The 13,765-nt window shown below is 68.2% G+C and carries 8 protein-coding genes and 1 pseudogene; 5 read left to right on the top strand and 4 right to left on the bottom strand.

Going from position 1 to position 13,765, the window contains the following annotated elements; all coding sequences use genetic code 11:
* A pseudogene (locus NN4_RS22995) lies at positions 1-287 on the bottom strand (type VII secretion protein EccE); the annotation flags it as partial.
* A 128-nt stretch (positions 288-415) separates the two neighbouring features.
* Here NN4_RS22995 and eccB point away from each other — a divergent pair.
* The gene (eccB, locus tag NN4_RS22990; protein WP_147134999.1) at positions 416-1,930 is read left to right on the top strand and encodes a type VII secretion protein EccB; all 1,515 of its coding nucleotides are present in this window, start codon (positions 416-418) and stop codon (positions 1,928-1,930) included.
* Positions 1,931-2,157: 227 nt separating this feature from the next.
* Here the strand turns inward: eccB and eccA are convergent, their stop codons facing one another.
* Positions 2,158-3,990, bottom strand: a complete 1,833-nt coding sequence (eccA, locus tag NN4_RS22985) for a type VII secretion AAA-ATPase EccA (protein ID WP_147134996.1) — start codon at positions 3,988-3,990, stop codon at positions 2,158-2,160.
* A gap of 240 nt (positions 3,991-4,230) precedes the next feature.
* On the opposite strand from eccA, the gene eccD reads away from it, so the two are divergent.
* The 3 genes from eccD to eccCa are packed head-to-tail and all read left to right on the top strand — an operon-like array spanning position 4,231 to position 11,279.
* Positions 4,231-5,706 carry a type VII secretion integral membrane protein EccD gene (gene eccD, locus NN4_RS22980; RefSeq protein WP_147134993.1) on the top strand — a complete coding sequence of 492 codons (1,476 nt, stop codon included), beginning with the start codon at positions 4,231-4,233 and terminating at the stop codon, positions 5,704-5,706.
* Positions 5,707-5,744: 38 nt separating this feature from the next.
* Positions 5,745-7,154 carry a type VII secretion-associated serine protease mycosin gene (gene mycP / locus NN4_RS22975; protein WP_281289395.1) on the top strand — a complete coding sequence of 470 codons (1,410 nt, stop codon included), beginning with the start codon at positions 5,745-5,747 and terminating at the stop codon, positions 7,152-7,154.
* Between the two features lie 48 nt (positions 7,155-7,202).
* Positions 7,203-11,279, top strand: coding sequence for a type VII secretion protein EccCa (eccCa, locus tag NN4_RS22970; protein ID WP_147134990.1), 4,077 nt, complete (start codon positions 7,203-7,205; stop codon positions 11,277-11,279).
* An 83-nt stretch (positions 11,280-11,362) separates the two neighbouring features.
* Here eccCa and NN4_RS22965 read toward each other — a convergent pair whose 3' ends face one another.
* Positions 11,363-12,001, bottom strand: coding sequence for a GNAT family N-acetyltransferase (locus NN4_RS22965; RefSeq protein WP_147134987.1), 639 nt, complete (start codon positions 11,999-12,001; stop codon positions 11,363-11,365).
* Positions 11,998-12,807 (bottom strand): GntR family transcriptional regulator, encoded by an 810-nt coding sequence (locus NN4_RS22960; protein WP_107654201.1) that lies wholly within the window; start codon positions 12,805-12,807, stop codon positions 11,998-12,000. Before NN4_RS22960 ends, NN4_RS22965 begins: the two co-directional genes overlap by 4 nt.
* A 170-nt stretch (positions 12,808-12,977) precedes the next feature.
* Between NN4_RS22960 and NN4_RS22955 the strand changes: the two genes are divergently transcribed.
* Complete coding sequence (locus tag NN4_RS22955) at positions 12,978-13,478, top strand: DUF4254 domain-containing protein (protein ID WP_246181026.1); 501 nt, start codon at positions 12,978-12,980, stop codon at positions 13,476-13,478.
* Positions 13,479-13,765: the final 287 nt, after the last annotated feature.

The raw sequence follows: 13,765 nt of genomic DNA, 5'->3' as shown, positions 1-13,765 counted from the left end.
GCCGGGGTGCGGCCCCGCATCGGGATCAGCAGCAGCACCGCGAGCGCGGCGCCGGCACCGATCGCACCCCACAGCGACTCCGTGGTGGCGAGGATGATCCAGACCAGCGTCGCGGCCAGCACCACCACCGGAACGAGCACCCGCAGCGGATAGATACGGAAGAGCCAGAACTCGGGGTCACGCAGGGTGTCATAGGCCGAGGGCCGGCCGGCATTCCGCGTCGAGGCGCCGGTGCCTTCCGCTTCGGTCGCCCCGGCGGGCCTGGTCTCGTTCACACTTGTCGTCACCGCGTAAGTCCCTGTCTGCCACCTGTTCGGCCACCGCCGATGGGCCATGAATTCATCGGTTCAGGGCCGTCCTGGAATTACGGTACCGTGTCGATGAAGATGGTTCTCGACAGTTCGATGGAGACCTTGTGCCGGCACAGCTGACTACCCGAGCCCAGGTCAACGGGTACCGATTCCTGTTGCGCCGACTGGATCACGCGCTGGTGCGGCGCGATGTGCGGATGCTGCACGATCCGATGCGGTCCCAGGTGCGCTCGCTGTGGGTCGGCGCGGTGCTCGGGATACTCATCATCGCCGGTGCGGCCATTCTGAGCTTCCTGCGGCCGCAGGGCGCCATCGGTGACGCGCTGATCGTGTCGGGTAAGCAGAGCGGCGCGCTGTATGTGGTCGTGGAGTCCGACAACGGCAACAAGACGCTGCACCCCGTCCTGAACCTCGCCTCCGCCCGGCTGATCACCGGCAGCAATGCCGAGCCGCACGGCGTGAAGGACAGCAAGCTCAACAGCATGCCGCGCGGCCCGATGGTCGGCATCCCCGGTGCGCCGAGCGCCCTGCCCGGGTCGTCGCAGGGCTCCCGCTCGGAATGGTCGCTGTGCGAGACGATCCCGCTGTCGCAGGGCGGCAGCGCGGCCTCGGCCACCGGCGGCACCACCACCGTCATCGCGGGCCGCCCCGCCCTCGGCGATCGGATCCGCACGGTCACCAAGGACGAGGCGCTGCTGGTGAAGCGCAGCGACAAGACCTACCTGGTCTACGACGGCAAGCGGGCCGAGGTCGACCCCGCCAACTCGGTGCTGATCCGCGCGCTGAACCTGACAATGCACCGCCCGCGCCCGATCGGCACCGGAATGCTCGGCGCCACAACGGAAGTCCCCGCGCTCACGGCCCCGCAGATCCCGCAGGCGGGCCAGCCGGGGCCGGGCCCGTTGTCGAAAATCCCGGTGGGCGGCGTGATTTCGGTGCGCGATGTCGGTGACGGCAAGCCGCAGCTGTACGCCGTGCTCGCCGACGGGCTGCAGCCGGTGAGCCCGTTCACCGCGCAGGTGATCCGGTTCGCCGACTCGCACGGGATGAGCGAGATCCCGACCATGCCGCCGGACGTGCTCGATCGGGTGCCGGTGGTACATGTGTTGCCGGTCAACGACTTTCCGGTCGAGACCCCGAAGATCCTGAACGCCGAAGACGCCCCCGTGGCCTGTGTCGCGTGGTCCAAGACGCCGGGCACCGCCCCGGCCAACCGCAAGACCGACGCGGGTGACGGCCCGGCCGAACGCGCCTCGATCACCCTGCTGGCCGGCGTGCGCGTGCCGATCGCGGAAAAGGCGAAGACCGTCGCGCTGGCCACGTCCGATGGCACCGGCGACCGGGTGGACGCGGTGTACGTCCCGCCGGGCAGCGGCGAGTTCGTTCAGGTGACCGGCATGGGTCCCGGTAGCCCGCGGCGCGGCAGTCTGTTCTACGTCGCCGACAACGGTGTGCGCTACGGCGTTCCGGATATGGAGACCGCAGGCGTGCTCGGCCTGGGGGACACCCCGCGCCTCGCGCCGTGGGCCATCATCGGCCAGATGGTGCCCGGCGCGAACTTGTCCGCGAAGGAAGCGCTCACGGCACGCGATCAGCTGCCGCTCGAGCCGCCACAATAGTCGGCGAGGTCAGCAGGCCCAGCGCTCAGCTCATCGGGCGCTGGGCCCGGTGGAGCGCCTGCGTCCCGTTGTGCGCCAGGAGAGTAAGCGCTCAGCCCAAGCAACTGGTTCCGTGGTGGTGGGTGCTCGCTCGGTGCGTAACGCGCTGAACGCGGGCTCGTGGAGCATCCGGCCGTGCAGTTGCCCGGCGTAACGCTCAGCCCGCGCGGCGCTCGGCCTTACTGTGGTCAGCCGGTGAAGCCGACGTTCAGCGAGGCGAGAATGCCCGTGAGCGCGGTATGCATATCCGGCGCCTCGATGCGCATCAGCATCGACTCGTCGATATTGGCCAGGTCCAGCGTCTCGTCGTTGGCCAGGCGGAACTCGCGCTCTTCCTCGGCGGCCTCGATGACGTTGCGGATGAACCGGCCGTTACCCGCGAGGTCGACGCCGCGGCGCGGCTGACCGCTCTGGTCGGTGCTCTGCATCGAGTAGAGCTGGGTGCAGGCCTTGACGAGCAGCTCGTGCGCCTCGTCGGACAGCTCCGAATCCCGCTTGTTCGCGATGACCTTGCCGATCTCGCCGAGCTCGTCGGGTGTGTACGACGGGAACTGCACTCGCTTGGAGAACCGTGATGCCAGACCGTCGTTGGCGGCGAGCAGGCGATCGATCTCGCCGTCGTAGCCGGCGATGATCACCACCAGCCGGTCGCGGTCGTTCTCCATCCGGGCCAGCAGGGTGTCGACGGCCTCACGGCCGAACGAGTCGCCGCCTTGCAGACCCGTCTGGATCAGGGTGTAGGCCTCGTCGATGAACAGCACGCCGTCCATCGCGCTGTCGATCAGCGCCTCCGACTTCACCGCGGTGCCGCCGAGGTGCTGGGCGACGAAGTCGACGCGCTTGGCCTCGACCACCTTGTCGGTCTTCAAGATGCCGACGCCGCAATAGATCTTGGCGACCACGCGGGCGATGGTGGTCTTACCGGTGCCGGGCGGACCGGTGAAGGCCAGGTGCTGACCGCGCGCTCCGGCGGCCAGGCCCTTCTCGGCGCGGATCTTGGCCATCTGCGCGCTCGACTGCAGCTTGGCCACCTGGGTCTTCACCGAGGTCAAACCGATCTGCGAGTCGAGTTCGGCGCGGGCCTCGGCCAGGATCTTCTTGGCCCGGTCCTCGGTCTCGGCCTGCTCGAGCTGCTTCATCGACGGCGCGGAGGCCGGATCCCACTTGTCGGTGCGGGCGTCGATCGTTTCCCGGGAGGTGACGCTGATCCGGTAGGTGCGGTCGCGCATCGCGGTGGTGTTCGCCTCGAAATCCGGCGCCTGCGAGTACACCTTCTCGAACAGGCCCTGCGCTACTTCTTCGTTGCCGGATTCGCGCAGGCACAGGCCGCGGCAGAACATGGCGGTGGACCGGGCCGCCGGAATCGGGCCCGCCTCGGCCTGTTCCATCCGCCGGATTGCCTCACCGAACAAGCCGAGCTGCGCGCACGCGGTGCCCACCATGACGTTCGCACCAGCCGCGAGATACGGGTCGTCCCACTCGGCCGACCCGGCCAGCACCGTCATCACATCGGGCCAGCGCTGGGTGTTGTAGTGCAGCACGCCGCGGACATAGGCGCAGATGCGGTTATCGATCTCGCGATCCGGGTCGCTCAGCTGGGACCTGCGGTGCGCGTCGAGGTCGTTGAGCACCCGCTCGGCCTCGTCGTACTCCTTGTCTGCGATGAGTTGCGCGGCCCAGGCGAGCCAGATCTCGGTGTAGCTGGCCAGCGGGTAGTCGATGTACAGACCGGGCAGGAACCGGCCCGCGAGCTCGCGCGGCCGCAGTCCGAGCCTGCGCTGCTCCCGGTACAGCGTGCTGGTGCTGGTCTTGTGCATGTTGAACAAGACGTCCTTGGTGAGCTCACCGGCGGCCGCGCGGCCGAGCCACGCGTCGCACATGGTGGGGTCCCACTCGGTGGCGCGCTGGAAGGCCAGCTTCGCGTACTCGAGGTCGCGCGCGGATTCCTGCCCTTCGATGGACAGTCCGAGCGACAGAATTCCGGCGTCGAAGGCGCGTTGTGCTTGGCGATTGCCGGTCATGGCTGTCGGACCCCGAAGTCTTCGTTCGTAGTAGTGGATAAGTTCTTATGCCCCCCAGACTACCGATCGCGCAGTGCCTGGTCTGTCCGTTACATTAGGTTCAGCTGCCGGGAGGTTGCAACGCAAGTGTTGTCTACATGAGAGTCTGACTGTGTCTGAGTCGTTCACTCAGAAGACGTTCCATGCAGTGCAATTGGGGCGTGAACAATCGCCAGTGGAGAGGCCGGGGGTCCGGGGTCGTTGATCGAGTCACCAACCAGTGGCACACGTGCCGCTGAGCCCGAGCTGAGTCGAGTATCCGTCATCGGCGGCAACACTCAGCTCGATGTCGGGCTGCCCGCAACCGTCCCGATCGCCAGCTTCATCGGCGACCTGGTGGCGTTGATCGAATCGCGCAATCCCGAACAGGTCGACGCCGAAGACGACTCGGTGCCGCTGCAGGCCCAGCACTGGACCCTGGCGCGCATCGGTCAAGAGGCCTTCGCGCCGAGCCGCACGCTCAACGACGCGGACGTGCACGACGGCGAACTGCTGGTGCTCCGCTCGGTCACCGCGAAGGAAGCGCCCGCGCTCTTCGATGACGTGATCGACGCGGTATCCCGGCTCACCACCGAGGAATTCCGCAGCTGGACCGGCAACTCCGCGCGCTGGATGGGCCTGGTCACCTCCGTGCTGACGGTGCTCACCGCGCTGACGCTGCTGGTGATCTCGCGCGGGCACGGCGATCCGATAGCCCCCGCGTTCGTGCTGTCGGCCGCCGGTATCGGCGCCTTCGTCGCCGCGGGCTTCGCCGCCCGCAAATACCTGGATCCGACGACCGCCACCTGGCTGTCGCTGGACGGCCTGCTGCTCTTGTTCGGTGGTGCCGCGCTTTTCGTGCCCGGCGCGCTCGGCAGTGCGCATCTGCTGCTCGCCTGTTCGGTGACACTGGTGGCCGCCGTGCTCGGCTATCGGCTCATCGGTAGCGGCGCCACCTTGTTCTCGGCCGCGGCCGCGGCCAGCGTGATCGGTGGTATCTCCGCCGCGGTGTATCTCATCTGGCATCCGGGCCTGCCGAAGCTGTCCGCTGCCCTGGTGGTCGTCGGCGTCGCGATGCTGTCGATGGTGCCGCGGATGGCCGCGGGCCTGGCCCGGCTGCCGATCCCGCCGGTGCCCACCGCGGGTGCGGCGATCGACCCGGCCGATCACGAACAGCGCCCGACCATCGAGGGCATCGGCGCGATCGGCGCCACCGCACTGCCCTCGGCGGCCGGTCTCGGCGAGCGGGCCCGTGCGGCCAATCAGTACCAATCCGGCCTGATCATCGCGTGCACGTTGAGCGCGGTGATCGGCGCGTTCGGCGCGGCGGACCCGCTGGGCGCCGCCCGCTGGCAGGGCCTCACGCTGGCCGTCGTCACCGGAATCATCCTGTGCCTGCGCGGCCGATCCTTCGCCGATCTCACCCAGGCTGCGACGCTGATCGCAGGCGGCATCGTCATCTTCGTGGCGCTGATCCTCGGTACGGCCATGGGCGACACGGACTTCCAGATGTTCGGCGTCGGCCTGCTGGTCGCCTTCGCGGCGGGCACCGTCGGCTTCGGTGTGATCGGACCGCACATCGAGGTCACCCCGGTGACGAGGCGGATGATCGAGATCTTCGAATACCTGCTGATCATCGCGCTGATCCCGCTGGTGCTCTGGATCATGAACGTCTACTCGATGGCCAGGAACATATGAGCGCAGGCAGCCATGAGACCTCGTGAGCGCAGCGAGCGATGAGATCTAGCGCCTTCCGTCGCAGCCTGTTGCGGATGGCCTGCGTCGCCGCGGTGATCGGCTTGGTGGGCGCGCCGGCGCCGCCCGCCTCGGCGATCTCGCGGCCCGTCATCGATCCGGGTGCGCTAGCCATCGCACAGGCGTTGAGCGGTCGCCCCGCGCCGTTGGAGCCGACCGAGCAGCGCGACCTGTGCGCCGAGCCCGCGCTCACCGGCCCCCCGCCGAACGAGCCGCCGATCGCGCAGCGGGTCCTCGAGTTGCCCTCGGCCTGGCAGTTCAGCAGGGGCGCCGGGCAGAAAGTCGCGGTGATCGATACCGGAGTGAACCGGCATCCGCGATTGCCGTTCCTGCAGACCGGCGGCGACTATGTCTCCGACACCGACGGCAGCGTCGACTGCGACGGGCACGGCACGCTGGTGGCAGGCATCATCGCGGCCCAGCCGAGTCCGGGCGACGCGTTCGCCGGGGTGGCGCCCGAGGCCGAGATCCTCACCATCCGGCAGCTGAGCCTCGCCTACGAGAAGAAGGACCGCGCGGGCGACCGGGCGCCCGGTGCCATCCGCGCCGACGGCTACGGCAGCGTGCTCACCCTGGCGGCGGCCGTGGTGCGCGCGGTCGACCTCGGCGCCACCGTCATCAACATCTCCGAAGTGGCCTGCAGCCCAGCCGGTTCCGATACCGCCGACTCCTCGCTCGGTGCCGCGGTGAAGTACGCCTACGACCGCAATGTCGTCGTGGTGGCCGCGGCGGGCAACGTCGAGTCCGATGGCCCATGCAAGAACCAGAACGAGGGCACCGGATGGGGCGCGGTCACCACCGTCGCCAGCCCGGCCTGGTTCTCGCCGTATGTGCTCGCGGTGGGCTCGGTGGACGCCGACGGTAAGCCGTCGGATCTGTCGCTGCACGGACCGTGGATCGGGGTCAGCGCGATCGGCCGCAATATCGTGTCGCTGGACAGCAAGCCGGGCGGCGTCGGCCTGGTCAACGGCGTGCAGACCACCGAGGGCATCCGTCCGGTGGACGGCACCAGTTTCGCGGCGCCGTATGTCGCCGGGCTGGCCGCCCTGGTGCGCTCCCGATTCCCGCATCTCGATGCCCAGCAGGTGATCGATCGCATCGTGCGCACCGCGCAGGCGCCGGGCACCGGCCACGACGACGCGATCGGCGCGGGCCTGATCGACCCGCTCGCCGCGCTGACCGCGCAACTGCCCGATCGTCCGGTGAACGCCGGAGCCGATGTCGGTCGGCTGATCGCCGCGCCGGTCGTCCCACCCGGTCCCGACCCTCGGCCGCGCCGGATCGCGGTGATCGGCTCACTGACCTGCCTGACCGCCCTGGCGATCGGTATCGCGGTGGCGATTCCGTTCCGCCGCAGACGCAGGGAGATCGACGCCGAATACGACCCCTAGCGACAGGCTCTGTGCCGACCGCAGAAAGCTCGACCGATCGAGGGACTCATGGCTATCGAAGGTTTCGTACGGCGCCCGCGGATAGCGCCGCCCCGGGCACCCGGTGGTGAGGTGGCGTTGACCGCGCCGCCGGAGATTCCGCGCGCGCTGCCTGCCCCGCTGATGATGAAGCTGATGCCGGTCGTCATGGTGGTCGCGGTGATCGGCATGATCGCGATGATGGCGATGATGGGCCGCAATCTGCTGGCCAATCCGCTGTCGATGATGTTCCCGATGATGATGCTGATGTCGATGGTCGGCATGATGGCGGGCTTCCGCGGCGGCACGGGTAAGCGCGCCGTCGAGCTCAACGAGGAGCGCAAGGACTACTTCCGCTACCTCGATCAGATCCGTAAAGACGTGCGGCGCACCGGCAGCAAGCAGCTGGAGACGCTGGCTTGGAGCCATCCGGACCCGGCCGACCTGCCCTCGCTGATCGGCACCCGGCGGATGTGGGAGCGCAGGCCCAACGATCCGGACTTCGGCCACGTCCGCGTCGGTATCGGCAGCCACCGGCTGGCCACGAAGCTGGCCAGGCCGGAAACCGGTCCACTGGAAGACCTGGAGCCGGTCTCCACCGTCGCGCTGCGCCGGTTCGTGCGTACCCATTCGGTGGTGCACAGCTTGCCGACCGCGGTGTCGCTGCGCGCCTTCCCCGCGATCAACATCGGCGGCCCGGCCGAGGACGCGCGCATGCTGACGCGGTCGATGTTGATGGAGCTGGTCACCTTCCACGGGCCCGACCATCTCGCGGTCGCCATCGTCTGTGCGGACCCGGACGGGGCCTGGGGCTGGGCGAAATGGCTTCCGCACCTGCAGCATCCGACCCTGCGCGACGGCATGGGCTCGGCCAGGATGATGTACACCTCGCTGGGTGAGCTGGAGACCGCGCTGTCGGCCGAGCTGATGGAGCGTGGCCGTTTCATGCGTAACCCGCAACCCACCCAGGGGCGGCTGCACCTGGTGGTGATCATCGATGACGGGTACGTCAACGGCAACGAACGACTGATCAGTGAATCCGGCCTGGATTCGGTGACCGTGCTCGACCTCACCGCACCGGAGGGTGGCCTCGCGGCGCGCCGCGGGCTCCAGCTGGTCGCCGCGGACGGCGACGTGTCGGCCCGCAGCGCGGCGGGCGTGGAGAAGTTCGCCACCGCCGACGTGGTGACTTCGGCGGAGGCCGAGGCGTTTTCGCGGGCGCTGTCGCGATACCGGCTTGCCACGGCGGCCCAGATCGTCAGTCTCGGTGAGGGTTCGACGGCCGATCCGGGGCTGATGGCGTTGCTGAAGATCCCGGACGCGGCGCAGATCGATCCGGCCAGGGTATGGCGGCCACGCACCGCGCGGGAGCGGCTGCGCGTGCCGATCGGCATCACCCCCGACGGCACACCGGTGGAGATCGACATCAAGGAGTCGGCCGAGAACGGCATGGGCCCGCACGGCCTGTGCATCGGCGCGACCGGCTCGGGTAAGTCGGAATTCCTGCGCACGCTGGTGCTTTCGCTGGTCACCACGCACTCGCCGGACGCGCTGAACCTGGTGCTGGTCGACTTCAAGGGTGGCGCGACGTTCCTCGGATTGGATTCACTGCCGCACGTCGCCGCGGTGATCACCAACCTGGAAGAGGAACTGTCCCTGGTAGACCGCATGAAAGACGCGCTCGCCGGTGAGATGAACCGGCGCCAGGAACTGCTGCGGTCGGCGGGCAACTACGCCAACGTGACCGACTACGAGAAGGCGCGGGCCGCGGGCGTGCCGCTCGATCCGCTACCGGCGCTGTTCGTCGTGGTCGACGAGTTCTCCGAACTGCTCTCGCAGAAGCCGGATTTCGCCGAGTTGTTCGTGATGATCGGCCGACTCGGCCGCTCGCTGCACGTGCACCTGCTGCTCGCCTCGCAGCGGCTGGAGGAGAACAAGCTGCGCGGCCTCGAGTCGCACCTGTCCTACCGAATCGGTCTGCGCACCTTCTCCGCCAACGAATCGCGCGCGGTCCTCGGCATCACCGACGCCTACCACCTGCCGAGCGTGCCGGGCGCAGGCTATCTGAAGAGCGACGCCTCGGATCCGTTGCGGTTCAACGCGAGTTACGTGTCCGGTCCCTATGTGGCGCCGGTGGGCACGGTGACCGGTGAGGACGGCAGTCCGGTCGGCGGCCAGCGGCTCGCGGTGTTCACCGCCGCGCCGGTCGAGATGCCGGAACCGGTGGAGGACGATTCCGCACTGGATCTGCCGCCGTCGCCGTCGAACCCGCTGCTCGAACTCCCGCCGCCGCCGTCGGCGCTCAACGCGCCCGGTCCGGACGAGGGCATTCCGGACTCGCTGCTCGACGTGGTCGTCAAACGGCTGACCGGGCACGGCCGCCCGGCGCACGAGGTGTGGCTGCCGCCGCTCGAAGAGTCCCCGACCGTCGACATGCTGCTGCCCGACCCGGACTGGCGCTCGCCGGTCAACCGGCACGGTCAGCTGTGGATGCCGATCGGCGTGATCGACAAGCCGTACGAGCAGCGTCGTGACGTGCTGACCATCAGTCTGGCCGGCGCCCAGGGCAATGTGGCGGTGGTCGGTGGTCCGCAGTCGGGTAAGTCGACCACCTTGCGCACCATCATCATGGCCGCCGCGGCTACCCACACGCCGCAGCACGTGCAGTTCTACTGCCTGGACTTCGGTGGCGGCAGTATGGCGGGCCTGGTCGGCTTGCCGCACGTCGGCTCGGTGGCCGGCCGGCTCGACAGCGACCGGGTCCGGCGCACCATCGCCGAGCTCACCTCGCTGATGCGTCAGCGCGAGGAACGCTTCGCCGAACTCGGTATCGAGTCGATGGCGGAGTTCCGGCGGCGCAAGTTCGCCGCGGCGGCGCACGTGCCCGACGGCGCGGCGTCGGCGGGTAATCCGTTGGCCGACGACCGATTCGGTGACGTGTTCCTGGTGATCGACGGCTGGGCCGTGATCCGCGAAGAGTTCGACGTGCTGGAGCCGCAGATCACCGCCATTGCGGCACAGGGCTTGTCGTACGGCATCCACCTCATCATCGGCGCGTCCCGGTGGGCCGAGATCCGGCCGGTGGTCAAGGACCAGATCGGCACCAGGCTCGAGCTGCGCCTCGGTGATCCGACCGACTCGGAGATGGGGCGGCGCACCGCCTTCCAGGTTCCGGTGGGTCGTCCGGGCCGCGGTCTCACCCCGGAACAGCTGCACATGCTGGTTGCCTTGCCGCGGTTGGACTCCAACTCCGATCCGGAGTCGCTGGCCGACGGTGTCACCCTGGCGCGTCAGGAACTCGCGGAGTTGCACGCGGGCAGGCGGGCGCCGGAGGTGCGCATGCTGCCGCTGCAGTTCAACCGCGACGACCTGCTGGCCATCGCCAGGGAACAGGGCATCGAGCTCAGCCCGACCAGGGTGGTCGTCGGTCTCGGCGAATCCGAATTGCAGCCGCTGGTCCTGGATTTCGGGACCGATCCGCACTTCATGGCCTTCGCCGACGTCGAATCCGGCAAGACCACGCTGCTGCGCAACATCGTGACGGGCGTGGTGGAGAATTCGACGCCGGATCAGGCGAAGATCATCATGATCGACTACCGCCGCACCATGCTCGGCGTGGTCGAGGGCGAACACCTCGCCGGATACTCCACCTCGTCGCAGACCTGTGGGCCGATGATCGCCGAGGTCGCGGAGTTCCTGTCCAAGCGGATCCCCGGTTCCGACATCACCCCGCAGCAGCTGCGCGAGCGCAGCTGGTGGGAAGGGCCGGAGATCTACATCGTGGTCGACGACTACGACATGGTGGCTACCGGCGGCATCAACCCGTTCGCCGCGCTGATCGAATACCTGCCGCAGGCCCGCGATATCGGCATGCACTTCGTCGTCACCCGCCGCATGGGTGGCGTGTCGCGCGCCCTCTACGACCCGATCATCGGTGGCCTGAAGAACCTGTCGGTGGACACGCTGGTCATGAGCGGCTCCCGGGACGAGGGCAAGATCATCGGTGAGATCCGGCCCAGCAAGCTTCCCCCGGGCCGCGGCACGCTGGCCTCGCGCAGCAAGGGTCAGGAGATGGTGCAGATCGCGTATATGCCGCCTACCCAGTAGGAGTGGGGCCGCCGCCGAGTCGGGGTAGCCGTGGGCGAGCTGCCGCCGCGGTGGTGGCTCGGTGGGCGATCACGCGGTACGGGTCAGTTGTTGGGTTGGCCCGCAGCGAAATCAGCGATTGGATTGGGTGGGACCAAGCCGAGGTTCGGGGTGGTCCCGGTGACGCGGGCGGCGGGGACCGTGACCGCGGCGTCGAAATCCCAGCTGTCGGCGCGACGTTCGAACAGGGCGCGGGACGGACCGGTCGCTATCGGGCCTGCGATGCGCGCGAATTGGAAGCCCGCTCTGCGGTAGTAGTCGTGCAGTTCGGTGTTGGTGGTCCAGGCGTCGAGCCGGACCCAGTCGCGCTCCTGTTGGCGCGCAAGCCATCCCGCGTGGGCGAGCAGTCGTTGGCCGATGCGCTGTCCGGCGAAGCGGAGGTCGACGATCATGTAGTGGACGACGACCGCGTCGGATAGTTCCCACGGCGACCACAGCCCAGGGTCGGCATGGCGGTTGACGGTGATCGTGCCCGCGGGTTCGCCCGCGACCTCCGCGATCCAGGTCTCGCCCGCGTCCATCGACCGGCCGACCGAGCGCGCGAAGATCTCGATGGGTAGGCCGCGACCCGCGACCGTCCATTGATCGGAGCCGCGCGTGGTGAGCCACGCGGTGCGCTGCAGGCGCAGACGGCAGATCACGCCCAGATCACCAATTGTCGCCTGGCGGAGCATGATACTCATGCCGTCGCGATGCCCGGTCCGTACGGCACGCCCAGGGTGCGCCCGATGACGGCCAGTCCTTCGGCGTCGCCGAGCTGGTAGGCCAGCCGGTTACTCGCGGCGATGGAACGGTGCCGGGTGGCCCTGGTGACCCGCTCGTGGTTGGCGCCGATCCGCAGATGGTCCAGCAGGATCGTGCCCGCCGCCACGCCGAGCACGGTGGCCTCTTCGGCGGTGGCGGGCCGCGCCGTCAGCGTGTCGCGATGGGCGGTCTCGGCGTGCCCGCTGACCGCCAATCGGCGGGTGGTGCCCTCCGGAATGTCGTGCGGCGAGTCGATTCCGGTGGCCTCGGCCAGGTCTCGCGGATAGAAGCTGACCTCCCAGGACCACGGCTCGTTGTCCAGATACTGGACGACCGTCCTGGCCAGCACCCAGGAGTCTTCGGGCACGCCGAGCCACAGCGCGACCGAGGGACCCGCAGGCTCCATCTTCGCGCTGAACTCCTTGGACGGCGTCCGGTGCGCGGCGCGCGCGATCTCCTCGAAGATGTCGTGCGGCGACTTCGGCCGGTCGTGTCGGATATGGTCGGTGACAACTGATTCCAGAACTTCCTGGTTTCGCACGATGGTGCCGCGGGAAGTCGCTGTGTAGACGAGATTTTCGGTGACAAGCACCTGAATCGCATTGCGAGCGGTGGTCAGTGAGACCTGCATGTGCTCGGCCAGCTCCGTGTGGCTGGGCAACCGATCACCCGGTTTCCACTTGCCTGCGCGGATCTCCTCGCGGAGGAGGTCTGCGATCCGGTGGTACGTCGGACCGTCCGCCATCTTGCTCCTCGGTTGGTCGTGCAGGTAACGAAGTGTACTCTTCGTGACTTCCTACGGCCCGGTAACGCTTGACAGGTGCCTTCAGAGGTTTATTGTAATGAACGTCCTGATCCGGTGTTGTGCGGCGATGACGGCGAGGCAACGTGGCAGGTTCGGATACAACAGTCGTAATGGCTCTTCCCGGCACCCTGCGGTGTGCCGATTCGGTGGTGCAGTCCCATGCTCCTGGACTGCTTCCCACCTCGGATCTACTTGTTCGGGCGTGTCGTGGACACCGCGTGGTCGGCGGTCCGTTGCTCTGGTTCGCCCGCGATCTCGCGGTGCTGCACGAGCGGCGACTGGTCGGCCGCGGTGGTTCGGTGGACACCGACCCGACGGTGGTCCTCGAAATCGAGCGCCGCAGAGTCGAATTGGTCATGGCCATCGATGACTGGGTCGCACGCAGTGTGCCCCAGCACCGGCTCGGTGCGACCCTGCACACCGAGACCGTCGGCGCGGTCATCGACCGCCTCGCCGAGTCCTCGGTGCGCGCGCACCACGCGCTGATGACCCTCGACGCACACGACGAAAGACTGCACGGCGCTTGGCATCACCTTGCCGAACTCGCCGATGCCTACGACGATCTCGTCCGCGACATTCTCGCGGGCAGACGTCGTCTCCCGGAGTGGTAGCTCCGCCCTTACCGCCAGACCGCTAGCCCGCGAACGGTTTTCGCGCGCGGTCGTTTCGTGAGGTCTCGCAGACCTTCCGTACCTGTCACAAGGACTGTAAGCCCTGTGAGAGGTATGGACGGTCTGTGCACCGAGCGGTTGGATGCGGCTGATGTGGTTGTGTTGCCGGGCATTTCGAGGGTGGGCAGAGTCATATGGTCGCTGCTGAAGATCTGTTGGCGACCATATGACTCTGCTCGATCGGTAGCCCGAGGGTCGGCAACCCAGTTGTCACGTGACGGTGTGAC

This window comes from Nocardia ninae NBRC 108245, from assembly GCF_007990755.1.
GTDB classification, from domain to species: Bacteria; Actinomycetota; Actinomycetes; order Mycobacteriales; family Mycobacteriaceae; genus Nocardia; species Nocardia ninae.
This window is presented reverse-complemented; position numbering and strand designations above follow the sequence as displayed.

Bases quoted from the DNA above. Each gene is read 5' to 3' on its own strand.
- eccA (WP_147134996.1), bottom strand. From the start codon at position 3,990: ATGACCGGCAATCGCCAAGCACAACGCGCCTTCGACGCCGGAATTCTG.
- mycP (WP_281289395.1), top strand. From the start codon at position 5,745: ATGAGATCTAGCGCCTTCCGTCGCAGCCTGTTGCGGATGGCCTGCGTC.
- eccCa (WP_147134990.1), top strand. From the start codon at position 7,203: ATGGCTATCGAAGGTTTCGTACGGCGCCCGCGGATAGCGCCGCCCCGG.
- NN4_RS22965 (WP_147134987.1), bottom strand. From the start codon at position 12,001: ATGAGTATCATGCTCCGCCAGGCGACAATTGGTGATCTGGGCGTGATC.
- NN4_RS22960 (WP_107654201.1), bottom strand. From the start codon at position 12,807: ATGGCGGACGGTCCGACGTACCACCGGATCGCAGACCTCCTCCGCGAG.
- NN4_RS22955 (WP_246181026.1), top strand. From the start codon at position 12,978: ATGGCTCTTCCCGGCACCCTGCGGTGTGCCGATTCGGTGGTGCAGTCC.